The following is a 26,666-nucleotide window of genomic DNA, read 5'->3' on the forward strand; positions in this document are numbered from 1 at the left end:
TGTGCAGCGCTGCGTGCTCTGGCGGCCCCGGGGGCTCCGCGGGGCGCGCCGCCCCCCCCCCCCCCCCCCCCCCCCCCCCCCCCTTCGCTGGGCGCGGTGGTTGGGGAAGGCCCCCTCACCCGACGCTGCGCGTCGACCTCTCCCCCGAAGGGAGAGGTGAAGAGGGCTAATCCTGACCTAGAGCGCATTGAACGCCCCAAGCCGTTTGGCCATCCACAAATACAGCCCCATGATGATGATCGGCACGACCGTAAACGCCGCTGCCAGTGGAATATTCCCGGCGCTGCCCTGTTGGGCATAGACGGCCTGGCCGATGATCTGGCGGGAAGAGCCGACGATATTGGGAATGATGTAATCGCCCAGCGTCAGCGAGAAGGTGAAGATCGAGCCGGCGACGAGGCCGGGCAAAGCCAACGGAAAAATGACGTGCCAGAAGGTCTGTGTTGGCGTGGCGCCGAGATCGCCCGAGGCGTCGATCAGGTTGACCGGGACGCGCTCCAGCGCCGCCTGCGTCGGCAGGATCATGTAGGGCAGCCAGATATAGAGGAAGACCAGGAACGTACCGGTATAGCTCACCGAGAGCGAATTGCCGCCGATGACGGGGATGGACAGGAATGCATCGAGCAGCGGCGTGAGATGGAGGTCCTCGAACACCCAATTGAGAATGCCCTCCTTGGCGAGGATCAGTTTCCAGGCGTAGACCTTGACCAGATAGCTCGACCACAGCGGCAGCATGACGCCGAGGTAGAACAAGGCCTTCCATTTTCCCTTGGCATAGCGCGCGGCCATGTAGGCGATGGGGAAAGCGACAACACCCGAGGCCAGCGTGACCACTGCCGCCATGAGCACGGTGCGGACGATGATGTCGAAGTTGGAGGGGCGGAAGAGCTGGGCGTAGGTGCTGAGGGTGAATTCGGGAACGACCAAGCCGGAGAATTCATCGAGCGAATAGAAACTCTGCAGCAGCAGCGCCAGCAGCGAGCCGAGATAGATGATGCCGAGCCAGAGGACGGGCGGGGTCAGCATCAGGAAGACCAGCAGTTTGGGATGGCGCCAGAAGGCATCGGACAGCGCGCCGAAGATGCCGCCGCGCCGGGGAAGGATGGCGCCGCTGTCGAGCGTGGTCACGCCTCGCGCTCCATCAGGTGGAGGGCTTCGGGCGCAAACGCGACGCCGACCGTGTCGCCGATATTGGCGGTGCTGCCGGAGGCGGGGACGACCGCGTGGATGGACGTGCCGTTGAGATCGAGGCCAAGCCGGGTGGTCGAGCCCATGAAGCTTTTGGCCAACACAAGGCCCTGCATGGCGGCGCCGGCGGGCGGGACAATCTGGATGGCTTCGGGGCGCAGGCTCGCCCAGGCGCGCTGGCCGGCCATGGGCGCGACGAAATCGGGCGGCAGCACATTGGACGAGCCAACGAAATCGGCGACGAAGCGCGAATTGGGGTGGTTGTAGATTTCCTCGGGCGTGCCGACCTGCATCACCCTGCCATCGCTGAACACCGCGACCCGATCGGCCATGGACAGGGCTTCCCCCTGATCGTGGGTGACGAAAATGAAAGTAATGCCGAGCGAGCGCTGCAGGCTTTTGAGTTCCTCCTGCATGCTCTCGCGCAGCTTGAGATCGAGCGCGCCCAGCGGCTCGTCGAGCAGCAAGACCTTGGGGCGGTTGACGATGGCGCGGGCCAAGGCGACGCGCTGGCGCTGGCCGCCCGAGAGCTGGCCGGGGCGGCGGGCGCCGTAGCCGGAGAGCTTGACCATAGCCAAGGCGTCTTCGGCCTGACGGTGGCGCTCGGCCTTGTCTACCTTTTTCAGCATCAGCGAGTAGGCGACGTTGTCGAGCACGTTCAAATGCGGAAACAGCGCGTAGTCCTGGAATACGGTGTTTACGTTGCGCCGATAGGGCGGCACGCCTTCGGCGGTTTCGCCGAAGATTTCGATGTGGCCGGAGGTCGGTTGCTCGAACCCGGCAATGACGCGCAGGCACGTGGTCTTGCCCGAGCCAGAGGGGCCGAGCATGGCGAAGAACTCGCCGGGCGCGATTTCCAGATCGACGCCGTCCATAGCGCGGACGGCACCGAAATGGCGCGAAACCTGGTGGAGGGAGACGGCCGACGTCATGCTATCTCCCTCCGATCACCGTCAGCTGCCCATGACGGCGATGTAGTCCGAGACCCAGCGCGAATAGGGCACGCATTGCCCGCGCCCTTCGCATTGCGCGGTCGGAGTCTTCCAGAACTTGATCTTGTCGAAATTGTCGAAACCGTTGGTGGCGCAACCGGTTTCGCCCAGCAGTTCGCTAGCGGTACAGGCGGCGGGCACGGTTGGGACCGAGCCGAACCAGGCGGCGACATCACCCTGAACCTGCGGGTTGAGCGAGTGCTCCATCCAGGCATAGGCGCAATTGGGGTGGGCGGCATCGGCGGCCAGCATGGTGGTATCGGCCCAGCCGGTGGCGCCTTCGGCCGGGATGGTGGAGGCGATGGGCTGCTTTGAGGCGATCAGCGTATTGACCTGGAACGGCCAGGAGCCGGAGGCCACGACGCCCTCATTCATGAAATCATCGACCTGGACGGCCGCGTCATGCCAGTAGCGACCGACCAGGGCGCGCTGGCCTTTGAGCAGATCGAGCGCAGCGGTGTATTGGGTTTCGTTGAGCTGGTAGGGGTCCTTGATGCCGAGGTCGGGCTTGGCGGCCATCAGGTAATTGGCGGCATCGGCGATGTAGATGGGGCCGTCATAGGCCTGCACGCGGCCCTCATTGGTCTTGCCGTCGGGCAGGTCCATCTTTTCGAAGACGACGTTCCAGCTTGTCGGCGCCTTGGGAAAGGTCGTGGTGTTGTACATCAGGACATTGGGGCCCCACTGATAGGGCACGCCATAATGCTTGCCATCCACAGTGTACCAAGGCGCGTCCTGCAAGCGCTTGTCGACTGTGGACCAGCTCGGGATCAGGTCGGTATTGACCGGGACCACCTTCTTGCCGGCCACGAGACGCAAGGAAGCATCGCCTGAGGCGGTGACGAGATCGAAGCCGCCGCCGTTCATCAGCGTGACCATTTCGTCGGAGGTGGCGGCAGTCTTGACGTTGACCTTGCAGCCACTGGCTTTCTCAAAGCCGGTGACCCAGTCATAGCCGGGATCACTTTCGCCGCGCTCGATATATCCCGGCCAGGCGACGATATTGAGCTCGCCCTCATTGGTCCCGAGCGTCGTCATCATATCCTGGGCCATTAACTGGCCGGTGAACAGCAGCACCATCGAAAGCGCTGTGGCTGTCCGCAGTGTCGATTTCATTGCAGTCTCCCTGTTCCTGAACGAACCGAGCCGGCCTTGAAGACCGGTCGCGCTCGGGAGCGGGCGCGGAGCGCATGGCTCCCTGGGGAGAGCTTAGAGCGCCCGTTAACTTTCGCAAATCTTTTGTGACGAAGCCTCGTATCGGAAAAACCGATACCTCATCAGGGCCGCTGACGAGGATGATGGGCCTGAGCCATGAAGATGAAGTCCCGCGCGGCGCGCGGCAAGGTCGAGCCCTTGCGCCACACCATGCCGACCTGCACCACCGGCAGTACGCCGGCAATGTCGCGGCTTTCGATGCGGTCGCCTTCCAGCGACCAGGGCCGATAGATTAGATCGGGCAGGATGGCGACCCCTGCCCCGGTCGCCACCAGACTGCGCACGGCTTCCACGGAGCGCGTGCGGAACGCCACTTGCGGGCGGGCGCCCAAGGCCGACAGGAGCTTGCCGGTATTTTCCTCGGTCTCGTCCACCGTCAGCATGATCAGCGGTTCCTTGGCGATGTCGTTGATCTCGATGATCTCGGCGCCGGCCAGCCGGTGACCCAGCGGCAGCCAGAGGCGATAAGGTGAGGTCTCGAAAATCTCGGCCTGCAAGGCGACGCGGTCGCGCATGTTGGAAATGACCATGACGGCCACGTCGAGTTCGCCGCCGATAAGTAGATGCTCCAGATAATCGCCGTTGTCCTCGATGGCAGTGACGTTGACCGAAGGCTGGGCGCGGCGGTAGCGGGCCAGCAGGTCGGAGAGAATGTAACCGGCCACCAGCGAGGTAACGCCCAGATGCAGCGAGCCGGCTTCGGCGGGGACTTCGTCGGAAAAGCTGTGGCGGGCGTCGGAAACGCTGGAGAGAATGCGGGTGGCGTGGCGATAGAATTGCTGACCCTTATTGGTCATGGTCAGCCCGCGCCGGTGGCGCTCGAACAAGGTTACGCCCAGATCGTGTTCAAGGTCCTTGATCGCATCGGTGACCGCGGATTGGGAGACGGAAACGACATGGGCCGCGCCCGACACCGTCTGGGTTTCGCAGACGGCGACGAAGTATTGCAGTTGACGCAGGGTGAAGGCCACGCGGGTCCGATGGGCTGGGAGTAATGAGGCGAGGCTAGCGACGGAATGGCGAGTTGAACAGCCTTCACCTCTCCCTTTGGAGAGAGGTCGACCCTCTTGGGTCAGGTGAGGGGGCCTTTGCCGGGTGAGGTGCGAGGGGGAAGGCCCCCTCACCCGGCGCTGTGCGCCGACCTCTCCCCCCAGGGAGAGGTGAAGAAGATTACCGCCCGCCTTCGATCTTGCGGTGGCGTTGGTTGATGCCGCCGGTGCCATAGGGATATTCCGCCATGTCGGGCTTGCTGACGGCGTCGAGCGTGGCGAGTTCATCACTGGTCAGCGTCAGGGACGTGGCGGCGAGGTTATCGGCGAGCTGCTCGCGGGTGCGGGCGCCCAGGAGAACCGAGGTAACGGCCGGCTGTGCCGCGACCCACGCCAACGCGATCTGGGCCGAGCTGACGCCGCGCGCCTTGGCGATGGCGGCCACGGCATCGATGACCTGCCACGTCTGTTCGCGGGCATTGCGCTTGTCGAAGGCCTCCATGCCGCGCTTGGGATTTTCGCCCAGGCGGGTGTCGCCGGTCGGGGTCACGTCGCGCTGATATTTGCCGCTGAGCCAGCCGCCGCCGAGCGGCGACCAGGGCATCAGCCCCATGCCGGCATCCAGCACCGCAGGCACAATTTCGTGCTCGATATCGCGCATCAGCAAATTGTATTGCGGCTGTAGTGTCACCGGGGCCGTATAGCCATTGGCCTTGGCCATCCACACGGCCTTGGTCAATTGCCAGCCGAGGAAATTGGAGAAGCCGTAATAGGCGATCTTGCCATTGCGCACGCTGTCGTCGAGGAAGCGCAGCGTTTCCTCCAGCGGCGTCAGCGCGTCCCAGGCGTGCATCTGGTAGAGGTCGATCTGCTCGACCTGCAAGCGGCGCAGGCTATCGTCCAGCGCCTTGCCGAGATGGCGGCGCGAGATGCCGATTTCATTGGGGCCAGTGCCCATGGGAAAACGAGCCTTGGTGGCGATGACGAGCTGCTCGGCCTCGCTTTTGTGCGCCTTGAGCCAACGGCCGATGATTTCCTCGGAAACGCCGGCGTTATAAACGTTGGCTGTATCGATGAAATTGCCACCGGCAGCGACGTAATCATCCATCAGCTGACCCGACATGGCCTCGTCGGCCTCATGGCCGAAGGTCATCGTGCCCAGAGCATAATTGGTCACGATCGCGCCGCTCGGGCCGAGTTTGCGGTATTCCATAATAGGCTCCCTTTGGGGATGTTCGAAATGGGGTTCGCCGCCCGATAGCCTGTCGCTGCATCCAGGGAACGGACGCAATTATTGACGATATGACAGTTTCTTGTCGGGCGGGGCGCGATTTGAGGTACGCAAGTCAATACTGCACCGAGAGGGGGCGTGGGGCAAGAGCCTAAGCGCCAACCGCCGAACGCATCGCGACGCGATATTCCAAGGGGGCCAGCCCATGTTTGCGCCGGAACGCCTTGGCCAAATAATTGGCATTGGCGAAGCCTGTCGCCGCAGCGATGGCGACGACACTCATATCGGTGGCCAGCAGCAGCCGCTCGACCCGCTCCAGCCGCCGCTCGAAGACGAAGACCGATGGGGAGGCCCCCAAAGCCGCCGAGAATTGCCGCACGAAATGGGCGCGGCTCATCTGCGCGACCGACGCCATACGCTCGACATTGATGGCACTGGCAAGGTTGGCATCGACATAGGCCACGGCCCGCGCGATAGCCGGTGGCAAAGCTGGCCTCGGCTCGGCATTGGTGCTGAATACCCCATCATGCAGCGCGACGATGGCAGCGTAGGCGGCGCTCGAGGCCTCGCCGGGCAAAATCCCCGGCCGATCAATCAGCGCCAGACAAGCGTCAGCCATCCTGTCGATTACCGGCTCCGGCAGGGTCAGCACGGGGCCGGCTGCGTCGATCACCTCACGGGCGATGCGCAGCGCTTCGCGACCGTGCAGCACGATCCAGAAATACTCCCAGCTCTGGCCGCGTTCGAGCCAGTAGCGGTGGGCATGCGGCAGGCTCAACACCATGGTCTGCCCCGGCGTCAGGCGGTGTTGGGCTCCGGCATAATCCAGCCTGCCCTGCCCCGCTATGGTGTGCTGCAATACCAGGAACGGCGCTGTGCCGCGCTGCAAGCCATCCCAGGAATAGACCTCGTTGACGCGCTGTTCGTAGCCGGCGCTGATCGCCATGGCGTGCAGCGGCACGGCGCTTTTCGGCAGCGCCAGCACCCGCAGTTTATGGCCGTAGGCAATCAGATCATCGAGCACAAAATTACCCGCCCGCGCATAAGTTTTCTCTACACCGATCCGGCCCCTGCCGCTAGACATGGAGCAGAGAAATTAGCCGCAACGCGGCAGGGAGAGATTGATGGCCTTCAAAGTTACCGTCATCGGCGCCGGCTCGATCGGCTTCACCAAGACGCTGATCTCGGATCTGCTCAAGGTACCCGAATTCGTCGACTGCGAATTCGCGTTGACCGACATCAATCCGGCCAATCTGGATATGGCCAAGCAGATCATCGACATGATCGTTTCGGTCAATAATTTACCCGCCAAGGTGACCGCCACCACCGATCGCCGCGCCGCCATTACGGGTGCGCGCTACATCATGAGCTGCGTGCGGGTCGGCGGGCTCGAGGCCTTTGCGACCGATATCAAGATTCCGCTGAAGTACGGCGTCGATCAGTGCGTGGGCGACACCATCTGCGCCGGCGGCATTCTCTATGGGCAGCGCAATATTCCGGTGATCCTCGACTTCTGCAAGGACATCCGCGAAGTTGCCGAGCCCGGCGCGCTGTTCCTCAACTATGCCAACCCCATGGCGATGAACACCTGGGCGGCCGAGCAATATGGCGGCGTCAACGTGGTTGGCCTGTGCCATGGCGTGCAGCATGGCGCTCATCAGATTGCGCAGGTTCTGGGAGTCGAGGACAGCGAGCTCGATTACGTGTGCTCAGGCATCAATCACCAGACCTGGTACATCGATATTCGCGCCAAGGGCCGCAAGATCGAGGCGGATGAGCTGATCGCTGGTTTCGAGCGGCACCCGGTCTATTCCAAGCAGGAAAAGGTGCGCATCGACGTGCTCAAGCGCTTCGGGGTCTATTCCACCGAAAGCAACGGGCACCTCAGCGAATACCTGCCCTGGTATCGCAAGCGTCCGAACGAGATCAATCGCTGGATCGACATGAGCGATTGGATCCACGGCGAGACCGGCGGCTATCTGCGCCACTCGACCGAGCGCCGCAACTGGTTCGAAACCGATTTCCCGATGTTCAAGGAGCAGGCCAACAAGCCCCTGTCCGAGCACAAGCGGACCACCGAACACGCCAGCTACATCATCGAGGCGATGGAAACCGGGCGCGCCTATCGCGGCCATTTCAACCGCCGCAACAACGGCATCATCACCAACCTGCCCGATGACGCCATCATCGAAAGCCCCGGCTATGTCGATCGTTTCGGCATCAACATGATCGAAGGCATCACCCTGCCGACCGCTTGCGCCGCGACCTGTTCGGTGTCGGTTTCGGTGCAGCGCCTGTCGGTGGAAGCCGCGATGACGGGCAATTTGGATACGCTCAAGCTGGCCGTTTTGCACGACCCGCTGGTCGGCGCTATCTGCACACCCGACGAGGTCTGGGCCATGGTCGACGAGATGGTCGTGGCGCAGGCCCAGTGGCTGCCGCAATATGCCGACGCGGTGCCGGCCGCCAAGGAGCGCATGGCCAAGTCAACGGTCAAGACCACCGATTGGGAAGGCGCCGCGCGCAAGCGCGTCCGCTCCGTGGAAGAGCTGCGCGAGATGACGGGCGGGCATCACTAAACGTCCCCAGCACACAAAAGAACCCCTCCCGAACCGGGCGTCCCTTGTGGGGCGCCCGGCTTGGTTTTAGAGTGGGGTGGGGAGAGCATAACGCATGGAAAAACCTGCGCATTTCGTCATTGTGGGCGGCGGGACCGCCGGCTGGATCGCGGCCTTCATCATTCAGGACGAGGCGCGGCGGAAGGGGCTGAACGCCAAGATTTCGGTGGTGGAGTCATCCAAGATTCCAACCGTCGGCGTCGGTGAAGCAACGACGGCGGCGTTCCGTGTGCTGCTCAAGCATTTCAAGATCGACGAGTTCGAGTTTTTCCGCAAGACCGATGCCAGTTTCAAGCTAGGCATTCGCCATGAAGACTGGCGGCGCAAGGGTTTTACCTATTACGGGCCGATCGACGATCCGCATCAGGTGATCCAGGCGCCGGCGGGGGCGCCGTCGGATTATCTCAACGTTTATGCGGTGGCGGCGGGGCGGGCAGTGCAGGAGATGCATCTGTTCCAGCCACTGCTGGAGCAAAAGAAGGCGCCTTATGCGCGCAAGGCGGATGGATCGCTGGTGCCGCTGGGGCCGTTTCATCACGCCTATCACTTCGATCAGGCGCTGGTCGGCAAGTTTTTTGCCAGCAAATCCAAGGGTGTAGATATCGTCGATGCGACGGTGGCGAGTGTCGAGCGCGATGCGGAGAGTGGGCTGATCACCGCGCTGGTGCTGGACGATAACCAGCGATTCGAAGGCGATTTCTTCATTGATGCGACCGGGTTCCGCAAGCAGATTATCGTCAAGGAACTCAAGGCGCCATGGGTGTCCTACGCGAAGGAATTGCCGGTCAATCGGGCGCTGCCGTTCTGGATCGACATCAAGCCCGGCGAAGAATTGGCAAATTATACAAGGGCTTGGGCGCAAAGCTCGGGTTGGATGTGGCAGATTCCGACGCGGACGCGCTATGGCTGCGGCTATGTGTATTCCGATGAATTCTCAACGCCTGAGGAGGCCAAGCTCGAGGTGGAGCGGGTGCTGGGGCATGAGATCGAGGTGCGCAGCGACATCAAATTCCAGATTGGGCGGCTGGAGAATGCGTGGATCGGCAATTGCATCGGGGTGGGACTGAGTTCGAGTTTTCTCGAGCCGCTGGAGTCCACTTCCATCCATGGGACTATCGTGCAGATGATGCTGTTCGCGCAGCATTTCATGAAGAATCCCAGGGACATAACCGACAAGGATAGAGCGGATTACAATGCCCGGGTGGGGCGGCAGGTCGATGATTTCCGCACGTTCGTGAACACGCATTACGTCACCGAGCGGGACGACACACCCTTCTGGCGGGAGGTGAAGGCCAACCGCATTCACCCCGAAACCAAGGAACGGCTGGCGCGCTGGCAGAGCCAGATGCCGCGGCAAGAGGATTTTCCCAATTATCTCGGTGGCTTACCGCATATCGAGACGCAGTTGCACTATCCGGTGCTGAGCGGATTGGGTCTGTTGAGCCAGGACGTGGCGCGGCGGGAAATGGATCGCGACCCCAAGCTGAAGCGGTTCGCCCAGGAGACTTTCAATTCGCTGGTGAAGGAATATCGCGCCGCGGCGGGTCAGGCGATGCAGCATGCTGAATTTCTTGCTGCGGTCCAGGAGATGGGATGAACGACCTTGTGCCGTTTATCCTCGCGGTGCTGGCGCTGCTTGCGGTGCCAGGGCCAACCAACACATTGATGGCCGCCGTTGGCGCCAGTCGCGGGGTGGTCAAGTCGCTGCCGTTTTTGGCGGGTGAGCTGGGCGGCTATTTTATTGCCATCACGTTTTGGACGGAAGTTGTCGGCGCAGTGGCGACGAGCCAGCCGCTGGTGCCGGTGGTGGCCAAGTTTATCGCGGCGGCATTTCTGATCTGGTCGGGGTGGAAGCTGTGGAGCGCAGCGGGGCGGGCCGATCTGAAAGAGCGCGGAATTACCCTATGGCGGGTGTTCGCGACGACGTTGATCAACCCCAAGGGACCGGTGTTTGCGTTTGCGATTTTTCCGCAGGTGGGGTTCGTGGCGAGAGTGCCGTATCTGGGTGTGTTCGCGGTGCTGGTGGTGGTTACGGCGATCGGGTGGATGAGCCTGGGGATGGTGGCGCAGAAGTCGGCGCGGGGGTTGTTGACGTCGGCGCGGGTGGAGCGGGTGACCTCTGTGGCGCTGGCGGTGTTTGCGGTGCTGTTGGTGGTGCAGACGGTGGAAGGGATGCTGGCTCACTGAGGTGCATGCTCCCCAAACCAATCGGCCCCGGTGCTTTCGCATCGGGGCCGTTGTGCAAGCAGGGAGGACTAGTCCAGAGCCGCTTACGCGACCTGCTGCTTGCGGGAGAGGCGGGCCCATTCGGGCAGCATGGTGCCGTGGGCGATGAGGAGATCGTCGACCAGGTTCCAAATCTGGTCGAGATCGAGTTCGGCGGCGGTGTGGGGGTCCATCATGGCGGCGTGGTAGATGTGCTCGCGGTTTTCGGTCATCAGGGCCGCGACGGTGAGTTCCTGCACGTTGATATTGGTGCGGATCAGTGCGGTCAGCTGCGGGGGCAGATCGCCGATGAAGGTGGGCTGGATGCCCGAGGCATCGACGAGGCACGGCACTTCGACGGCGGCGTTATTGGGCAGCGAGGTGATGACGCCGTTGTTGCGGACGTTGCCGTAAATCACCGAAGGCTCGCCAGTCCACACCGAGTTGACGATGGAGGAGGCGTATTCCTTGGACTGCGCCACTTCGATGCGGTCGGCGTTGCGGTAATCCTGACTGGTCTTCTTCCACTTGGCGATCTGCTCGATGCAGCGCTTGGGGTATTCATCGAGCGGAACGCCGAACTTCTCGATCAGGTCCTCGCGGCCTTCCTTGATGAAGTAGGGCGTGTATTCGGCGAAATGCTCGGAGCTTTCGGTGACGAAATAGCCGAGGCGGGTGAGCATTTCATAGCGCACTTTATTGTTCTGGCGCGGATTCCACTTGCTGGCCTTGGGCGCCTTGCCGGAGGCATAGGCAGCCAGCAGATCAGGATAGAGATCGCGATAGGAGCCGTCGGCTAGGCGATGCTCGAACTTGAGGTAGAAGGCCATGTGATTGATGCCGGCCGAGCGATAGCGGATTTCCTCGTAGGGAATATCGAGATCGTGGGCCAGTTCCATCGCTGTGCCCTGCACCGAGTGGCAGAGGCCGACCTGCTTGATGGTGGGGTATTTTTCGGCAATGGCCCAGGTGTTGATGGCCATAGGGTTGACGTATTGCAGCATGACCGCCTCGGGGGCCACCTGCAGCATGTCTTCGCAAATGCTCCACAGATGGGGCACGGTGCGCAGGCCGCGCATGATGCCGCCAACGCCGAGAGTATCGGCAATGGTCTGGCGCAGGTTGTACTTTTTCGGCACGTCGAAATCGATGACCGTCGAGGGCTCGTAGCCACCGATCTGGAAGCAGACGACGACGAAATTGGTGCCGTCCAGTGCCTGACGCTGGTTGGAATAGGTCTCGACCTGGGCCGAAACGCCGAGGGTGGCGATCAGCTTGCGGGCGATGACTTCGCTCTCTTCGAGACGGGTCGGATTGATGTCCATCAGGCGGATGGTAGCGCCGGCCAAAGCCGGGCGCTGCAGGATATCGCCGACGATGTTCTTCATGAACACGGCCGAGCCGGCGCCGATAAAGGTAATCTTGGGATTTGCCATAAAATGCTCCTAGGCGGCTATTTCAAACGCAGCGCGGACAAGGCGCCTTGTGTAATCGGTTTGCGGATTGGTGAGAACGTCGGCGACGGGGCCCTGCTCGACGATTTTGCCGTTTTGCATGACCATAACGCGGTGACAGAGGGCTCGGACGACCTTGAGATCGTGCGAGATAAAAAGATAGCTGAGGCCCTTTTCGTCCTGCAGCTTGCGCAGCAGGTCGATGATCTGGGCTTGCACGGAGAGATCGAGCGCCGAGGTCGGCTCGTCGAGCAGGATGAATTCGGGCTCAAGCGCGATAGCCCGGGCGATGGCGATGCGCTGGCGCTGGCCGCCGGAGAATTCATGCGGGAAGCGCTGCAGGATCTTATCGGGCATGCCGGCATCGCGCAGTGCCTGACGCACCCGATCGCCGCGTTCACCACGGTTGGCCCCGATATTGTTGACGATCAGGCCTTCCTCGATGATCTGGCGGATCGACATGCGCGGATTGAGCGATGAGAACGGGTCCTGGAACACGATCTGCATACGGCTACGCAGCGGTCGCATCTGCTGGCGGTCCTTGGTATCGATGCGCTCGCCATCGAAATAGATTTCGCCGCCCTGGTTGTTGATCAGGCGTATCAGGGCTTGGCCAAACGTGGTCTTGCCGGAGCCTGATTCACCCACAATGCCCAGCGTTTCGTGGCGTTGCAGCTTGATATCGAGATTGTCGACGGCGCGTAGCTCGAAGAAATCGGGCTTGAAGAAGCCGCCGCGCTTGAGCGTGAAGGCAACCTTGACGTTCTTGCCCTCCAGCACCGTCTCGCGCATGTCGCCGAGCGGATTGGCGGTACCCTTGGGCTCAGAGGCCAGCAGGTGTTTGGTATAGGCGTGGGTGGGATTGGCGAACAAAGCTTCAGTGGCATTGTGCTCCTGCACCCGTCCGTTCTGCATGACGTAGACATATTCGCTGAACTGGCGGACCACGGTGAGGTCATGGGTGATCAGGATCACCGCCATGCCGTATTTGTCCTTGAGGTCCTTGATCAGGTTGAGAATCTGCGCCTGCACGGTCACGTCGAGCGCCGTGGTGGGCTCGTCGGCGATCAGCACGTCCGGCCGGTTGGCGAGGGCCATGGCGATCATGACGCGCTGGCGCTGGCCGCCCGAAAGCTGGTGCGGATATTGCAGTAGGCGAGCGCCAGGGTCGGGAATCTGCACCTCTTCGAGCAGGTCGCGAGCCTTTTCCATGGCCTGGCGGCGGTTCATCTTGTTGTGGAGATGGATCACCTCGCAGATCTGTTGGCCGATGGTGTAGACCGGGTTGAGCGAGCTCATCGGCTCCTGGAAGATCATGGCGATGTCGTTGCCGCGCAGCTTGCGCATATCGCGGTCGCTCATCTTGACGATGTCCTGGCCCGATAGCGTGATCTGGGTCTGCGGCGCGATGGTGGCGCGCTTGGTGAGCAGTTTCATCAGGGCGCGGGCGGTGACCGATTTGCCGGAGCCGCTTTCACCGACGAGGGCAATGGTTTCGCCCTTGTGGAGCTGGAACGACACGTCGCGGACGGCGTGGACGATGCCGCCCTCGACCTTGAAATCGACGCCGATATTGCGGGCGTTGAGGATCAGTTCGCGGCCATGGGAGCCGAGATCGTGGCGGGTGTTGGAAACAGGCAAGTTGGTGTCGGTCATGGTCTTGCCCTACTCAATACGGATCGATGGCATCGCGCAGGCCGTCGCCCAGCGCGTTGAAGGCAAAGACGGTGATCAGTACGAACACCACCGGCGACAGGATCCATGGATAGGAGCCGATCACCGAGAAGGTGCCGGTATCCTGCAGCATCAGGCCCCAGGAGATCAGCGGGGGCTTCACCGCAAAGCCGAGGAAACCAAGGAAGCTCTCGAGCAGCACGACGCTGGGAATAGCCAGGGTGATGGCCACGATGATGTGGCTGAGCACGTTGGGCAGGATGTGGCGCGTGATGATGCGCGCATCGCTGGAGCCCACCGCGATGGCGGCGCGAACGTATTCGATGCGGGCGAGCGACAGGGTTTTTGAGCGCACTTCCCGGCTCAGTTGCGCCCAGCCCAAGATCGCCATGACGGCGATGACGAAGGTGAGGAACACATTGGACGGCGCCGTCACGGGGATGAGCGAGGTCAGCGCCAGGTAGAGCGGTAATTGCGGGAAGGCGAGCACGAACTCGACGAAGCGCTGCACCCAGGCATCGGTGCGGCCGCCGAGATAGCCGGAGGTAATGCCGACCAGCGTGCCGACGATGGTGGTGAGGGTAACCACGGCGAGGGCGATCATCAGCGAGATGCGCGAGCCCACAATGCCGCGCGACAGGATATCGCGGCCGAACTTGTCGGTTCCGAGCAGCTGGATCGGGCGCCCATCGGTGGTGCCGAAGAAGTGGATATTGGCCGGGATGAACCAGAGCAGCTTGTAGTCGTAGCCGGTCACGAAGAGGCGCGTTGGGGTCGGATTGGACTTATCCGGTCCGTTGAGGGGCTGGAAGGTTATGGGGTCGAACTCGCCGCTGTCGCCGATGGGGTAGACATAGGGGATGAGGCTGAAGGCGCCGGCCGGGTCCTCGAAGGCAATGACATCGGGCGGGGCGAACGGCAGGTTGGCCGCCTTGGGGTCCATCGGTGCGAAGAAATCGGCAAACACCGAGACCACCAGCAGGAAGCAGACGAGGACCAGGCCGATCATGCCCATGGGCGAGCGCTTGAAGCGGCGCCAGACCAGTGTCGCATAACCCTCATTACCGTGCGAAAAGCGCGTCTGCACAGGATTGGTGGCTTCTTCGGCCGGGGTGGGCATGGCCACGCCAGCGTCGGTGGGCAGCGGGATGGAGGATTTGGTGTTGATCTCGTCGACCATCAGGCTTCTCCCCCGAGGCGAATACGCGGATCGATGATGACGAGCAGCAGGTCGGCGATGATATTGCCGATGATCAGCGTTGTCGCCAGTACCAGCATGAAGGTGGCGGTGACGAACACGTCGCCGACGCCCATGGAGCCGACAATGGCGGGACCAACCGTGGCGAGGCCGAAGACGATGGCCACTTCGATTTCGCCACTCAGCATATAGGGCAGCACGACGCCCTGATAGGCGATGAGGGGATGCAGCGCATTGGGCACGGCATGCTTCATGATCACCGCAGCTTCGGGCAAGCCCTTGGCGCGCGCGGTTTCGATATACTGGGCGTTGAGCACGTCGAGCAGGTTGGCGCGCATGACGCGCATATTATAGGCCAGCCCGCCGAAGGTGGCGATGAAGACCACCGGCCAGACGTGGTAGACGAGGTTGACGAACTTGTCCCAGCTCCAGGGCGCCCCGCCGTATTTGGCCGAGAAGAACATGCCCACTTCCTGTACGTTGAGGCGGAAGACCATGATGTAGAGGATGATGATCGCGAGCAGGAAGCGCGGGATGGTCATGCCGAGGAATGAGATGATGCCCAGCGTGGTATCAACCCAGCTATATTGGCGGGTGGCGGCCAAAATGCCGAGGCCAATGCCGAGCACAGAGGCCAGGATGTGACAGGTCAGCGCCAGTGCGATGGTGGCGGGCAGCCGTTCCAGCACCACGGTGCCGACGGGCTTGTTGTAATACAGCGAATGACCGAAATCGAAGCGGGTCACGATGCCGCCGATCCAGTTGAAATATTGCATGACCATCGGCTCGTTGAGCCCGTTGGCGGCGCGGTAGGCTTCGGCCTGGATTTCGGCTTGTTCGGCGGGGACGCCGCCCTGGTTCATCAGCATCGACTTGATGTAGTCGCCGTAGTCGCCCGGAGGCGCTTGGATGATGGTGAAGGTTACGACGCTGAGCAGGAGCAGCAACGGGATGGCGCTCAGGATGCGCATGGTCAGAAATCGGAGCATCGCTGCGGCCTTTCGGTAAACTTCTTAGTCGCATCTTCGAGCAAAAAACGGGTGCCCGCTTTTTTGCGCGATGCTTGGGTGGGCAGGGAGCGAACCCCCTGCCCGTGTTCATGGCGTCAGCGATTACTCGCTGATCGGGCCGGCGGAACCCGGGGCACCCGGCAGGGTGTTGGGATGCAGCTCGAAATTGCCTTGCTTGTCGGCAGCCACGTAGACGCGCTCGCGGATGATGTTGTCTTCAGCCCAGTTGAACATGAAGACAGGGGCACCCACGGGGATGTTGGAGAAGCGCTTGTTGACGATCAGCGCACCGGGATACTGGGTCAGGCCGACCGAGTAGACGTTTTCGGTGAAGGTATGCTGATACTTCTTCATCAGGTCGGCGCGTTCGGTCGCGTCGGAGGTGGCAATGAAGCTGTTCACGTCGGTGACCAGTTCCTGCTCGAAGGGGAGCAGGTCCAACGTGCCGTCAGTGCCGGCGCGATGGAAGGGGTGGGTACGCGGACCGGTCGGCGCGAGTGCCGAAGTCCCCTGCACCACGGCCACCATTTCGGCGCCCTGGCGTTCCACCGACCAGTCATACTTGCCTGATTCAGCCATATCGTCACGGGCGGTACCGGTCTGGAAGTTGGCAATCACGCGGATGCCAAGCGGCTCCAGTTGCGCGATGACGCCTTCGGCCAGGTTAGTATCGGTGCCGTAATCGGTATTGGCGAGGACCGTGACTTCCAGATCGCCACCACCAGCCGTACCGGCCGGGAAGTTGCGAACGCCATTGCCATCGGTGTCCTTGAGGCCAAGGCCGTCGAGCAGCGCATTGGCTGCGGCGACGTCATAGCCGTAATAGACGGTCGAGGCCTTGTCGTAGAAGGTGGTGCCGGCATAGAGGCCGCCCGGATAGATGGCGGTGAACGGACCACGCACCAGGCTGTCGCCCAGGCGCTGCCGATCGATGGCCATCGAGACAGCCTTGCGGAAGTCGAGCTGGCGGTTGAGTTCGCGCACGGCCTGGCCGCGAGCATCGGGTTCGCCCCAGCCATTGGCCGAGAAGTTCATGCGTAGCGCATAGCCGATGGTGCGGGCACCGAACTGCAGACGCGCCGGAGCGGTCGGCTCGGCGGAGCGCTTGAGCGCCTCGACATAGCTTTCGGCCTGTTCGAGGTTGGAGAAATCGCCCGAGCCGGCCACGGCCTGCACGTCACGATCGGCCCAAGTGGAGAGGCGATACTGCAATTCGTCGAGATAGGGCAGCTGATTGCCGTTCTCGTCGGTCTTCCAGTAGTAGGGATTGCGGCGCATGACGACGATATCGTCGGGACGGTATTCAACCGGTACCCAGGCGCCCATTACCGGCATGTTCATGAATTCGGGCGGGAAGGCGTTCTTGTACTGATCGTAGGTGTTGGCGGTATTGTACTTGGGATGCTGGGGCTTGAGGATATGGCTCGGGCCGGGGCAGAAGGTGCCGTATGCCATGGCATAGAGGTACTGGGTCGGACGGACCTCCTTGAAGGTCCACTTGATCGTATAGTCGTCGACCTTTTCAAGCGTGGTGCCGACACCGAAGGTTTCGGGCGTCGCGCCATTGAGCGGGGTCACATTGGGATCGTTGACGTTGTCGTTCCAATAGAACATCGCGTCGTCGGCGTTGAACGGGACGCCATCGGACCACTTTGCGCCTTCGATCAGATGCATGGTCAACTGGTGGCCATCTTCGGACCATTCCCAGCTCTTGGCCAGGTTCGGCAGGGGCTCGAGTTCGTCGGCCTTGACCTCGAACAGCGGGCCGGTACGCGTCAGGCATTCGGAGAGGCCGATATCGATGCCGCCCCAACCCTGAGACTGGCCGCCGATATAGTTCCAGCCTTCCGGCCGGCCGCCGATGACGTGACGCATCACGTCGCCATAGACGCCAACGCCGTCTGGCATATTGCCGGTCTTGAACACCAGCGGCTCCTTGGGCAGGCGCTCGGCAACCGGCGGCAGCGTGCCATCGGCCACGAATTTATCCATCCAGGCGGGCTGGTGGTATTCTGGCAGCGCCTTGTATTCCTGGATATCGGAGACGCCAACAAAGACCGGCGAGCTCTGCGCAGCGAAGGCCGGCGGATCGGGCAACTCGGCCGCGAAAGCCATCTGCGCCTGCGTGGCGATCAGGGAAACGCCCAGCAGCAAGCCTGCCCCGCCAAGGGCAATTGCATGTTTTCTCATCATTCCTCCCATAGCAGCGGAACGGCGTTGATCGCCGCGCCGAATTACACTCTTCGGCCGTAGGTCCGTGCTTGAGCCAAAATCCTATCCCTTGCCAGCGCGCAAACAATCCGGTTTGTTAGAGACTTATTCCGGGATTCAAAGATATGAACGCTCTTGTATGGATGAGCTGAACGCCGCGGGCGACCTCGTTCGCATCGGCCGCGGCAAGGCCCCCCGCCCCACCCCGCGCCCCGATCGTAAATTCTACGCGTCGGGCCGCGCCTTTGGCCGGTTCGGGGTGCGCTCGTTTCCGCCCCAGCTCATGGCGGAGCCGCACAGCCATGGCCATATCGAGTTCAACTGGCTCACCGCCGGCACGATGGACTACCTGGTCGATAGCCGCCCGGTGACGGTGGGATCGGACCGGCTGGTGGCGTTCTGGGCCGGCATTCCGCACCAGACCGTGGCGCTGAGCCCCGAGACCGCAAGGGGACGGCAGGTCAATATTTACCTGCCGGTGGATGCCTTCCTGGATATGCCGCAACTGGGCCTGCTCACCGAAACCCTGATGGGAGGCGGCGTGGTGCAATTGCGACCCGAAAGCATCGGGATCGATACGCTCGATCGCTGGCATGGCGATTATCGCAGCGGCAACAGCTTGCGCACCGATATCGTCAAGACCGAGATTGCCGCCATGTTCCGCCGCGCCGCCTTGACCGGCTGGGACCTGCTGCTGCCGGCCTGGATCGAAAATTCCAGCGCCCGAACCCGCACCGCCGCCCCGGTGCGCTATGTGGTGCGCATGGTGCGCCATATCGTTGAGAACCTGACCGACCCGCTGACGGCGCAATCCATTGCCGACGTGGTGGGGCTGCATCCCAATTACGCCACCAACCTGTTTGCCAAGGTGATGCATATCTCGGTGCAGAAATTCGTGGTGCGGATGCGACTGATCCGCGCCCGCTCGCTGCTGTTCGAGGGCAACCTGTCGGTGTCCAACATCGCGTTTCAGTCTGGCTTCAGCTCGCTGACGCAGTTCTACGAGCATTTTCGCAATGCCTATGGGATTACGCCGAGTGAGATGCGCCAGGACGTGATTGATCGCTAGTATTTGGGTGCGCGAACGGGATGTTGCGGTGAAACTCCCCCATCCTCGCCACCGTGCTGCCCCCGGACTTGATCCGGGGGTCGCTCATCGCACATGCCGCGTTGTGAGAGGCCCGCGGATCAAGTCCGCGGGAAGACCGGTGCATGGGATGCATTGGTGTCTGCAATGGCGCAGCATAACCACTTCCTGTCATCGCACCGTCATCATTGCCACCTAATCGCGCAGCAACAACCAGCCGGATCGATTCATCTCATGTCACAGACACTTAGCAATGCCCGCATCGTGCTGGCCGATCGCACCATGAACGGATCGGTGCGCATCGAGGGCAGCACGATCACGGCGGTCGAGGAAGGCGCAGGCGGGACGGGTGAGGCGCTTGATTTCGAGGGCGATTATCTGCTGCCGGGGATCATCGACCTGCACACCGACAACATTGAGCACCACCTCAATCCCCGCCCCGCAGTGCGCTGGCCCGCGCCGGTGGCGGCGGTACTGGCGCATGACTGGCAGGTTCTGGGAGCGGGCATCACCACGGTGCTGGATTCGCTATCTATGGGCGATTACGACAGCCAGGGCGCGCGCACCGCGATGCTGGAAGCGGCGATCGGCGCGGTAAACCAGGCCAAGGCAGCGGGCGTGCTCAAGGCCGATCACTATTTCCACTTCCGTTGCGAATTGTCCGATGCCGGGCTGCTGGATCTGGCCAAGCGGCATATGGACAATCCAGATCTTCGCCTCGTCAGCATGATGGATCACACGCCGGGCCAGGGGCAGTGGCACAATCTGGACATTTATCGCGCCTATCGGCGCAAGAAGAATGGCGTGGTGTGGAGCGACGCGGAATGGGACGTCTATATTGCCGGGCGTCAGCAGTCGCAGGCGCTTCATGTCGGGCCCGCACGTCTCTGGATCGCCGAGGCGGCAAAAGCGCGTGGACTGCCGATGGCCAGCCACGACGATACGACACTGGGCGACGTTGACCGCGCCCATGCCGATGGCATCGCCATCAGCGAATTTCCGACCACGCTGGAAGCGGCGCGATATGCCCGCCAACTGGGCATGCAGAATGTGATGGGCGCGCCCAATATCGTGCTGGGCGGCTCCCATTCGGGCAATGTCAGCGCCGCCGCACTGGCCGACGAGGGGCTGCTGGATATTTTGACCTCGGACTATGTGCCGGCCAGCATGTTGCAGGCAGCGTTCATCCTGGCGCAGCGCGGGGTGGCGATGCATGACGCCGTGGCCATGGTGAGCAGCCGGCCGGCGGCGGTATTGGGATTTGCGGACCGGGGGCGGGTCGAGACCGGGCTGCGGGCGGACCTGCTCCGCGTGCGCGTGGTGGACGGGCTGCCGGTTATCAGCGGGATCTGGGTCGCCGGCCGCAAGTTCATGTGAGATGGACCGAGGGGGTTAAATCCCCCCTCGGGATCGATTATACGGCGACGCGTTCGGCCATCGGGCGGCGGCGCAGGCTTGGTGTGGTAATCGCCGGCGGATTGTAGTTGGCCTCGTTGAGGCCGACATCGGTGCCGGGCGGGACGATCTGGTCGATGCGGTCGAGCATCTCGTCGGTGAGCCGGACTTCGGCGCCGGCCAACAGGTCATCGAGATGGGCCATGGTGCGCGGGCCGAGCAAGGCCGAGGTCACACCCGGATGGGCCATGACGAAGGCCATCGCCATATGGGTAAGGGACATTCCGGCCTCCTCGGCCAGCGGGATGAGCTGTTCGACAGCGTCGAGGCTGCGTTCATCGCTCATCTGCTTGGGCATGAACTTCGCCCGCAGGCTATCGGGCAGGGGCTGGCCCTTGCGGTAGCGGCCAGTGAGCATGCCCTTGGACAGGGGACTCCACACCATCACCCCCATGCCATAGCGTTGCGCTGTGGGCAGCATGTCGCGCTCGATGCCGCGATCCAGCATGGAATAGGGCGGCTGCTCGGTCCGAAAACGGGCGAGACCGCGCTTTTCGGCGACCCACTGCGCCTCGACGATCTCGGAAACCGGGAAGGTGGACGAGCCAATGGCGCGCACCTTGCCGGCCCGCATCAGGTCGGTCAGCGCCGACAGGGTTTCCTCGATATCGGTATCGGGCGTGGGACGGTGGATCTGGTAGAGATCGATATAGTCGGTTTGCAGGCGCCGGAGCGAAGCGTCGACCGCCTGCATGATCCAGCGCCGCGAGCCACCCTGCTGGTTGGGATCGGTGCCCATGGGGCCGAAGAATTTGGTGGCCAGCACCACAGTGTCGCGCCGGCCCTTGAGCGCCTTGCCGACGATCTCCTCTGACTCGCCGGCGCTGTAGCGGTCGGCGGTGTCGATGAAATTGATGCCGGCGTCCAGCGCCTTGTGGATGATGGCGATGCCGTCGTCATGATCGGGATTACCGAGCTTGCCGAACATCATCGCGCCCAGGCAATAGGGGCTGACTTTGATGCCGGTTTTTCCGAGGGAGCGGTATTGCATAATGGTCTCCTTGGTTCGGTTGGGGACTGTTGTGCCGCTCACCACGGGATGGTCGTATTGTCCCACATGGTGAAGGTCCCGCTGGGAGCGTCGGGGCCAAACAGGGCAACGCGGACCACTTCGCGGGAGCCGTCCTCGATGGATTCAGTGCCCTCGAAATTATTGAGCGCGGTGCTGGTAAAGCCGGGCGAGACCAGGTTCACCTTGATGCCGCTGCCTTCAAGCTCGATCATCATGGCCAGCGTGATGCCGTTGAGGGCCGTCTTGGAGGCGGCATAACCCGGCGTATAGATAGCGCGGTAGGGAAAGGCCGGATCGGCATTGGCGGCGAGCGAACCGACGCCGCTTGAGACGTTGACGATGCGCGCATCGGACGACAGGCGCAGCAGCGGCAACATGGCCTGGTAGACGGCGAGTACACCAAATACATTGGTATCCCAGATGGCGCGGACTTCGTCGATGGAGACGATGCTGGCAGCGCTGGTCTTGGTGAATTCCGCCATGGTGACCGGGCCTGTCCGGTTGTTGGAAATGCCGGCATTGTTGACCAGCAGGTCGAGGCGACCGAACTCGGTTCGAATGCGTTCGGCGGCGGCGGCGATCGAGGCGGCGTCGGTCACGTCGATCTGGATGGCAATGGCCCCTGCCCCAATTGACTTGGCGGCAGCTTCGCCTTTTTCGGCGTTGCGCGAGCCGAGCAGGACGGTGACGCCATTGGCGACGAGTTCCTTGGCGAGCTGCAGGCCGACGCCCTGATTGGCCCCGGTGACGAGGGCGATGCGTTGATCAGTCATGATGATATCCTTTTTGCGCTGCTGTGTGGTCAATGGCGCCGCGATGAGCTATATTGATCTAAACGGAACAGCATTCCGTCTATATACGGAACATTGTTCCGTTTTTGCAAGAGGAAATTTTCGCCGTGAGCGCAGACGTGCCTGCAGCAGGAGACGACATCGGTCAGTCAGCGAGGAAACCGCGGGCGCCGCGCGCCGATGCGGTGCGCAATCTGGATGCCTTGCTCAAGGCGGCGATGGCGGTGTTCACCTGCTCGGGTGTCGAAGCGCCGGTGCGCGAGATCGCGGATAAGGCCGGTGTTGGCGTCGGCACGCTGTATCGGCATTTTCCGCAGCGCGTCGACCTGGTGGTGGCGGTGTTCCGCAACGAGATCGACGCCTGTGCCGATGCCGCGCCGGTGCTGGCTTCTGTGCATAGTCCGGGCGAGGCACTCGGTCTGTGGATGCAGCGCTACGTGGATTTCATTAACACCAAACGCGGGCTCGCAGCGGCGCTCCACTCCGGCAATCCGGCGTTCGATCCCTTGCCGGCCTATTTCTGCGAGCGTCTCCGCCCTGCCCTGCAAAGCTTGCTGGATGCCGCCACTGCCGCGGGCGAAATCCGTGGCGATATCGATCCGGACGATCTGCTCGAAGCTGTCGGCGGCCTCAGCCGCTCCGCGCCAAACGGCGATCTGACCCAAGCCCGCCGCATGGTGTCGCTCCTGGTGGATGGGTTGCGCTATGGGGCAGGCCCCAAGGCGTAGTCGCCACTTCAGGCCAGCGCTTCAAGCATTGCCCTGATTTTGGTGGCTTTCTCGAAATGCTCGAGACGGTGGGTTTGAATCCACCAGGTTGCCGCTTCCATCAAGAGGTCCGGGTCGTCATTTTTGTTGGCGAAGAAGGCGTAGAAGGACAGCCCTACGCCCGGTCCCTTTTCTGGGCGATCTTGGCATCGCAGACGGCCATGGCCTTGTGTCGGAGGGACGCTCGCATGGGCGTTTCTTGCACAAACAAAAGGGGCGCCATTGGCGCCCCAGTTTCGGGAGGGAACGGGAGATTTCAGCGCCGCTTGCGGTCGACCTGGTGGTAGGCCTTGCGGGCATGGAATTCACAGTAGGGGCTCGTGTCCTGGGCGTGGCCGCCGCAGAAGTAGAAGTCCTTGTTGAGTGGATCGCCGATGGGCCACTTGCAGGTGTCCTCGGTCAGTTGCAGCAGGCTCAGGCGCTTGTCTTCGGGAATGAAGATTTCCTGGCTCGCCGGCGCCACATAAAGCTGCGCTTCGATCTCGGGGTTCGAGGCCAGGGCGGTGGCGCCCATGGTCTGCGGCCGGCTGTTCATGCTGGCGCGGGCCTTGTTCATCCCCGCCATCGCATTGCCGATGGTCGAGGCAGGGCTGGCCACCCGGCGCGGCGCGGGACGCGCTGCCGGACGGGCGCGGGGCGCCGAATTGGTGGGCTTGGCCCGGGCCGAAAGTTTAAGCCGGTGGACCTTGCCGATGACGGCGTTGCGGGTCACCCCTTCGCCCAGTTCGCCCGCGATCTGGCTGGCGCTCAGGCCCTCCATCCAGAGCTTCTTCAACGTCTCGACGCGCTCGTCGGTCCAGCCCATGGGCTGCGCTCCTGAAACCATCGTCAAAGCAGAATCCTTCATTGCGCTCCCAGAATGGCCTGGTCGCCAAATATCGCTATACGTCGTATGTTAGGTGGGTCCGCCACACGAGATATCGTGTCCCCAACGCGTTCTATACTACGCTATCGGTGGAATCGGGATCAAGAGTCCAAGCCCATTTTCCCCGGAAAAACGACTGGTTAACATCGCGTAAAGAAAGGCTGAGTCAATTCAGTCACTTGGCGCGCAAACATTGACTTTCAAAGCAAAAATGCTCTATGTCAGGGCCGGAACGCGCTGCATAACTGGAGCGCGTTTTTGGTTTTTTCAGGGCCAGTGATAATTCCGTCATCGCCCTGTGCCTTGTCTGTCACACCTAATGAAGGTCAATGTCCATGTCTGCGCTTTTTGGCACCTATGCTCGGTCCGAACTCTCGTTTGAGCGCGGCGAAGGCATGCGCCTTTTTGACCAGAACGGCGTGGCTTATCTCGATTTCCATTCCGGCATCGCCGTCAATGCGCTCGGCCATGGCGACGCGCATCTGGTCGCGGCGCTGAAGGGGGCGGCCGAAAAAGTCTGGCACACGTCCAACGTGTTCACTATTCCCGAGCAGGAACGGCTGGCCCAGCGGCTTGTCGATGCCACCTTCGCCGAGGCGGTATTCTTCACCAATTCGGGCGCAGAGGCGCTGGAATGCGCCATCAAGACGGCGCGGCACTATTTCTTTGCCAAGGGCGAGCCCGAGCGCTTCGAGATCATCGCCTTCACCGGCAGCTTTCACGGCCGCACCATGGGCACGATCGCGGCAGGTGGCAATCCGAGCTACCTGGAGGGCTTCGGTCCGGCCATGCCGGGGTTCAAGCATGTGGCGCCGGGCGATCTGGCCGCCGTCGAGGCGGCCATTACCCCGCAGACCTGCGCTATCCTGATCGAGACCGTGCAGGGCGAAGGTGGCGTGACCGCCATGACCAATGAATTCATGCAGGGGCTGCGCGCGCTCTGCGACAAGCATGGCATGCTGCTGGTGCTCGACGAAGTCCAGTGCGGCTATGGCCGGACCGGGCGCTTCTTCGCCTTCGAATGGAGCGGCATCACGCCTGACATCGTCGCGGTGGCCAAGGCCATCGGTGGCGGCTTCCCGCTGGGGGCGTGTCTCGCCAAGGGCGATGTTGCCGCATCGATGGTGCCCGGCACGCATGGCTCGACCTATGGGGGCAATCCGCTGGCGACAGCGGTCGGCAATGCGGTGCTCGACCGTATTCTGGCGCCGGGCTTCCTCGACCAGGTCAACCAAATGGGCCAGAAATTGGCCTGGCACCTGCAGCAACTCGCTCAACGGTTTCCTGATTTCGTGGTCGAGCAGCGCGGCAAGGGCCTGTTGGCCGGTATCAAGATCACCCCGCCGGTGCGCGACTTTGTCGCCCGGCTGCGCGATGATCACAAATTGCTGGCCATCGGCGCCGGCGACAATGTTCTGCGCTTGCTGCCGCCGCTGATCGTATCGGAGGCCGATATCGAAGAGGCCATCGAAAAGATCGCGGCAGCCTTCACCGCGATCGAGGCGGAAACGGCTTCGGTGCCGGCGGTCGACTGATGCAGGACGCACCTCAATATTTCGGACGGCGACGACGCGGTTTGTTTCCTCCACCCTGAGGCGGAGGCAGCACTCATTGCGGTGCCCGTAGGGTGCCGCCCGCTTTTCTATGCGTCACAAAGGAACCCGGCCCATGACATCGACCGGCACACCAAGGCATTTTCTCTCGATCGACGATTTCGACTATTCCGAATTGCGCGGCATGCTCGCCGCCGCAGGCTCGCTTAAAGCCCGCCTCAAGCAGGGCGACCGGCCAAAACTGTTGCAGGACAAGGTCCTGGCCATGATCTTCGAGCGCCAGTCCACCCGCACCCGCGTCAGCTTCGACGTCGGCATGCGCCAGCTCGGCGGGGAAACAATCATGCTCTCCGGCCAGGAAATGCAGCTCAGCCGCGAAGAAACCCTCAGCGACACCGCCAAAGTGCTCAGCCGCTATGTCGATGCGATCATGATCCGCATTCTCAGCCATGCCGACCTGCTCGACCTGGCCGAAGCCGCGACCGTGCCGGTCATCAATGGCCTGACGCGCCGCGCGCATCCCTGCCAGATCATGGCGGACCTGATGACGTTCGAGGAACACCGCGGCAACATCAAGGGCGCCAAGGTGGCCTGGGTTGGCGACAGCAACAATGTGCTGCATTCCTGGGTCAACGCGGCCGAGGTGTTCGAGTGCCACCTGACCATTGCGGTGCCGGACGAGTACAGCCCTGAAAAAGACCTGATGCAGGACATCCGTCGGGCGGGCAAGTATGTGACGCTCATCGAGGACCCGCGCGAAGCGGTGGAAGGCGCCGACCTCGTCATCACCGATACCTGGGTGTCGATGGGTGACGTGGATATCGCCGAGCGCCGCCGGGTCTTGAAACCCTACCAGGTCAACACCAATTTGATGGCCTTGGCGGACAAGAACGCTCTCTTCATGCACGACCTGCCCGCTCATCGCGGCGACGAGGTAACCGACGAGGTGATCGACGGTGCTCAATCGGTGGTGTGGGACGAGGCCGAAAACCGCCTCCATGCACAAAAAGCCATCCTGTGCTGGGCCTTCGGCGTAGAGACGAATTAAGAACAGATTTCTGGGTTAAACCGCTCTCTGTTCAATCACGGTGTCATTCCCGCGAAGGCGGGAATCCATTCTCTGGTTATCGCCAGCAGAGCAGAATGGGTTC

At 62.2% G+C, this 26,666-nt stretch carries 22 protein-coding genes and 1 pseudogene; 8 read left to right on the forward strand and 15 right to left on the reverse strand.

Annotated features, from left to right (window positions below):
• Positions 1 to 177: 177 nt before the first annotated feature.
• The 6 genes from ABIB57_RS13035 to ABIB57_RS13060 form a co-directional block, all read right to left on the reverse strand.
• Positions 178 to 1,128, reverse strand: coding sequence for an ABC transporter permease (locus ABIB57_RS13035; protein ID WP_354041387.1), 951 nt, complete (start codon positions 1,126 to 1,128; stop codon positions 178 to 180).
• The gene (locus tag ABIB57_RS13040) at positions 1,125 to 2,120 is read right to left on the reverse strand and encodes an ABC transporter ATP-binding protein (RefSeq protein ID WP_354041388.1); all 996 of its coding nucleotides are present in this window, start codon (positions 2,118 to 2,120) and stop codon (positions 1,125 to 1,127) included. The genes ABIB57_RS13035 and ABIB57_RS13040 overlap by 4 nt, the downstream gene beginning before the upstream one ends.
• 21 nt (positions 2,121 to 2,141) lie before the next feature.
• Positions 2,142 to 3,296 carry an ABC transporter substrate-binding protein gene (locus ABIB57_RS13045; RefSeq protein WP_354041390.1) on the reverse strand — a complete coding sequence of 385 codons (1,155 nt, stop codon included), beginning with the start codon at positions 3,294 to 3,296 and terminating at the stop codon, positions 2,142 to 2,144.
• 161 nt (positions 3,297 to 3,457) lie between these two features.
• Entirely contained in the window at positions 3,458 to 4,366 is a 909-nt protein-coding gene (locus ABIB57_RS13050; protein ID WP_354041391.1) for a LysR family transcriptional regulator, read from the reverse strand.
• Between the two features lie 199 nt (positions 4,367 to 4,565).
• Complete coding sequence (locus ABIB57_RS13055; protein ID WP_354041393.1) at positions 4,566 to 5,597, reverse strand: aldo/keto reductase; 1,032 nt, start codon at positions 5,595 to 5,597, stop codon at positions 4,566 to 4,568.
• A 169-nt stretch (positions 5,598 to 5,766) separates the two neighbouring features.
• Positions 5,767 to 6,639, reverse strand: coding sequence for an AraC family transcriptional regulator (locus ABIB57_RS13060; protein WP_354041394.1), 873 nt, complete (start codon positions 6,637 to 6,639; stop codon positions 5,767 to 5,769).
• A gap of 100 nt (positions 6,640 to 6,739) precedes the next feature.
• Between ABIB57_RS13060 and ABIB57_RS13065 the strand changes: the two genes are divergently transcribed.
• The 3 genes from ABIB57_RS13065 to ABIB57_RS13075 all read left to right on the forward strand — a co-directional run bounded on the left by ABIB57_RS13065 (position 6,740) and on the right by ABIB57_RS13075 (position 10,420).
• Positions 6,740 to 8,194, forward strand: a complete 1,455-nt coding sequence (locus ABIB57_RS13065) for an alpha-glucosidase/alpha-galactosidase (protein WP_354041396.1) — start codon at positions 6,740 to 6,742, stop codon at positions 8,192 to 8,194.
• Positions 8,195 to 8,288: 94 nt separating this feature from the next.
• Positions 8,289 to 9,830 carry a tryptophan halogenase family protein gene (locus ABIB57_RS13070; protein ID WP_354041397.1) on the forward strand — a complete coding sequence of 514 codons (1,542 nt, stop codon included), beginning with the start codon at positions 8,289 to 8,291 and terminating at the stop codon, positions 9,828 to 9,830.
• Positions 9,827 to 10,420 (forward strand): LysE family translocator, encoded by a 594-nt coding sequence (locus ABIB57_RS13075; RefSeq protein WP_354041398.1) that lies wholly within the window; start codon positions 9,827 to 9,829, stop codon positions 10,418 to 10,420. Before ABIB57_RS13070 ends, ABIB57_RS13075 begins: the two co-directional genes overlap by 4 nt.
• Before the next feature lie 83 nt (positions 10,421 to 10,503).
• Here the strand turns inward: ABIB57_RS13075 and ABIB57_RS13080 are convergent, their stop codons facing one another.
• From ABIB57_RS13080 to ABIB57_RS13100, 5 genes are all read right to left on the reverse strand, one after another.
• Entirely contained in the window at positions 10,504 to 11,874 is a 1,371-nt protein-coding gene (locus ABIB57_RS13080; RefSeq protein WP_354041399.1) for an alpha-glucosidase/alpha-galactosidase, read from the reverse strand.
• Between the two features lie 9 nt (positions 11,875 to 11,883).
• Positions 11,884 to 13,548: an ABC transporter ATP-binding protein gene (locus ABIB57_RS13085; RefSeq protein ID WP_354041400.1), complete on the reverse strand. Its 1,665-nt coding sequence runs from the start codon at positions 13,546 to 13,548 to the stop codon at positions 11,884 to 11,886.
• A gap of 13 nt (positions 13,549 to 13,561) precedes the next feature.
• Positions 13,562 to 14,686 (reverse strand): ABC transporter permease, encoded by a 1,125-nt coding sequence (locus tag ABIB57_RS13090; protein ID WP_354041903.1) that lies wholly within the window; start codon positions 14,684 to 14,686, stop codon positions 13,562 to 13,564.
• A gap of 59 nt (positions 14,687 to 14,745) precedes the next feature.
• Positions 14,746 to 15,753, reverse strand: a complete 1,008-nt coding sequence (locus ABIB57_RS13095; RefSeq protein ID WP_354041402.1) for an ABC transporter permease — start codon at positions 15,751 to 15,753, stop codon at positions 14,746 to 14,748.
• A 123-nt stretch (positions 15,754 to 15,876) separates the two neighbouring features.
• Positions 15,877 to 17,964 (reverse strand): ABC transporter substrate-binding protein, encoded by a 2,088-nt coding sequence (locus ABIB57_RS13100; protein ID WP_354041403.1) that lies wholly within the window; start codon positions 17,962 to 17,964, stop codon positions 15,877 to 15,879.
• A gap of 160 nt (positions 17,965 to 18,124) precedes the next feature.
• On the opposite strand from ABIB57_RS13100, the gene ABIB57_RS13105 reads away from it, so the two are divergent.
• Both ABIB57_RS13105 and ABIB57_RS13110 read left to right on the forward strand, forming a co-directional pair.
• Positions 18,125 to 19,054 (forward strand): helix-turn-helix domain-containing protein, encoded by a 930-nt coding sequence (locus ABIB57_RS13105; protein WP_354041405.1) that lies wholly within the window; start codon positions 18,125 to 18,127, stop codon positions 19,052 to 19,054.
• 252 nt (positions 19,055 to 19,306) lie between these two features.
• A complete protein-coding gene (locus ABIB57_RS13110) occupies positions 19,307 to 20,449 on the forward strand; it encodes an alpha-D-ribose 1-methylphosphonate 5-triphosphate diphosphatase (protein WP_354041406.1) in 1,143 nt (380 codons plus the stop codon).
• A 37-nt stretch (positions 20,450 to 20,486) separates the two neighbouring features.
• Here the strand turns inward: ABIB57_RS13110 and ABIB57_RS13115 are convergent, their stop codons facing one another.
• On the reverse strand, positions 20,487 to 21,518 hold the full coding sequence (locus tag ABIB57_RS13115) for an aldo/keto reductase (protein WP_354041408.1): 1,032 nt from the start codon (positions 21,516 to 21,518) through the stop codon (positions 20,487 to 20,489).
• 38 nt (positions 21,519 to 21,556) lie between these two features.
• Complete coding sequence (locus ABIB57_RS13120; protein WP_354041409.1) at positions 21,557 to 22,312, reverse strand: SDR family NAD(P)-dependent oxidoreductase; 756 nt, start codon at positions 22,310 to 22,312, stop codon at positions 21,557 to 21,559.
• A 125-nt stretch (positions 22,313 to 22,437) separates the two neighbouring features.
• Between ABIB57_RS13120 and ABIB57_RS13125 the strand changes: the two genes are divergently transcribed.
• The gene (locus tag ABIB57_RS13125) at positions 22,438 to 23,058 is read left to right on the forward strand and encodes a TetR/AcrR family transcriptional regulator (protein ID WP_502914392.1); all 621 of its coding nucleotides are present in this window, start codon (positions 22,438 to 22,440) and stop codon (positions 23,056 to 23,058) included.
• 8 nt (positions 23,059 to 23,066) lie between these two features.
• Here the strand turns inward: ABIB57_RS13125 and ABIB57_RS13130 are convergent.
• Both ABIB57_RS13130 and ABIB57_RS13135 read right to left on the reverse strand, forming a co-directional pair.
• Positions 23,067 to 23,287: pseudogene (locus ABIB57_RS13130) on the reverse strand (DUF6500 family protein).
• Between the two features lie 66 nt (positions 23,288 to 23,353).
• The gene (locus tag ABIB57_RS13135; RefSeq protein ID WP_354041410.1) at positions 23,354 to 23,902 is read right to left on the reverse strand and encodes a GcrA family cell cycle regulator; all 549 of its coding nucleotides are present in this window, start codon (positions 23,900 to 23,902) and stop codon (positions 23,354 to 23,356) included.
• Positions 23,903 to 24,291: 389 nt separating this feature from the next.
• Between ABIB57_RS13135 and ABIB57_RS13140 the strand changes: the two genes are divergently transcribed.
• A complete protein-coding gene (locus tag ABIB57_RS13140; RefSeq protein WP_354041412.1) occupies positions 24,292 to 25,497 on the forward strand; it encodes an aspartate aminotransferase family protein in 1,206 nt (401 codons plus the stop codon).
• A gap of 133 nt (positions 25,498 to 25,630) precedes the next feature.
• Entirely contained in the window at positions 25,631 to 26,563 is a 933-nt protein-coding gene (gene argF / locus ABIB57_RS13145) for an ornithine carbamoyltransferase (protein WP_354041413.1), read from the forward strand.
• The last annotated feature ends 103 nt before the right edge of the window (positions 26,564 to 26,666 follow it).

The organism is Devosia sp. UYZn731 (assembly GCF_040546795.1).
In the GTDB taxonomy this organism is placed as follows: Bacteria; Pseudomonadota; Alphaproteobacteria; order Rhizobiales; family Devosiaceae; genus Devosia.

What these genes read in the sequence shown, in the direction of transcription:
- ABIB57_RS13040 (WP_354041388.1), bottom strand. Translation starts at nt 2,120, where the DNA reads ATGACGTCGGCCGTCTCCCTCCACCAGGTTTCGCGCCATTTCGGTGCC.
- ABIB57_RS13045 (WP_354041390.1), bottom strand. Translation starts at nt 3,296, where the DNA reads ATGAAATCGACACTGCGGACAGCCACAGCGCTTTCGATGGTGCTGCTG.
- ABIB57_RS13055 (WP_354041393.1), bottom strand. Translation starts at nt 5,597, where the DNA reads ATGGAATACCGCAAACTCGGCCCGAGCGGCGCGATCGTGACCAATTAT.
- ABIB57_RS13065 (WP_354041396.1), top strand. Translation starts at nt 6,740, where the DNA reads ATGGCCTTCAAAGTTACCGTCATCGGCGCCGGCTCGATCGGCTTCACC.
- ABIB57_RS13070 (WP_354041397.1), top strand. Translation starts at nt 8,289, where the DNA reads ATGGAAAAACCTGCGCATTTCGTCATTGTGGGCGGCGGGACCGCCGGC.
- ABIB57_RS13075 (WP_354041398.1), top strand. Translation starts at nt 9,827, where the DNA reads ATGAACGACCTTGTGCCGTTTATCCTCGCGGTGCTGGCGCTGCTTGCG.
- ABIB57_RS13080 (WP_354041399.1), bottom strand. Translation starts at nt 11,874, where the DNA reads ATGGCAAATCCCAAGATTACCTTTATCGGCGCCGGCTCGGCCGTGTTC.
- ABIB57_RS13085 (WP_354041400.1), bottom strand. Translation starts at nt 13,548, where the DNA reads ATGACCGACACCAACTTGCCTGTTTCCAACACCCGCCACGATCTCGGC.
- ABIB57_RS13090 (WP_354041903.1), bottom strand. Translation starts at nt 14,686, where the DNA reads ATGCCCACCCCGGCCGAAGAAGCCACCAATCCTGTGCAGACGCGCTTT.
- ABIB57_RS13095 (WP_354041402.1), bottom strand. Translation starts at nt 15,753, where the DNA reads ATGCTCCGATTTCTGACCATGCGCATCCTGAGCGCCATCCCGTTGCTG.
- ABIB57_RS13100 (WP_354041403.1), bottom strand. Translation starts at nt 17,964, where the DNA reads ATGAGAAAACATGCAATTGCCCTTGGCGGGGCAGGCTTGCTGCTGGGC.
- ABIB57_RS13105 (WP_354041405.1), top strand. Translation starts at nt 18,125, where the DNA reads ATGGATGAGCTGAACGCCGCGGGCGACCTCGTTCGCATCGGCCGCGGC.
- ABIB57_RS13110 (WP_354041406.1), top strand. Translation starts at nt 19,307, where the DNA reads ATGTCACAGACACTTAGCAATGCCCGCATCGTGCTGGCCGATCGCACC.
- ABIB57_RS13115 (WP_354041408.1), bottom strand. Translation starts at nt 21,518, where the DNA reads ATGCAATACCGCTCCCTCGGAAAAACCGGCATCAAAGTCAGCCCCTAT.
- ABIB57_RS13120 (WP_354041409.1), bottom strand. Translation starts at nt 22,312, where the DNA reads ATGACTGATCAACGCATCGCCCTCGTCACCGGGGCCAATCAGGGCGTC.
- ABIB57_RS13135 (WP_354041410.1), bottom strand. Translation starts at nt 23,902, where the DNA reads ATGGGCTGGACCGACGAGCGCGTCGAGACGTTGAAGAAGCTCTGGATG.
- ABIB57_RS13140 (WP_354041412.1), top strand. Translation starts at nt 24,292, where the DNA reads ATGTCCATGTCTGCGCTTTTTGGCACCTATGCTCGGTCCGAACTCTCG.
- argF (WP_354041413.1), top strand. Translation starts at nt 25,631, where the DNA reads ATGACATCGACCGGCACACCAAGGCATTTTCTCTCGATCGACGATTTC.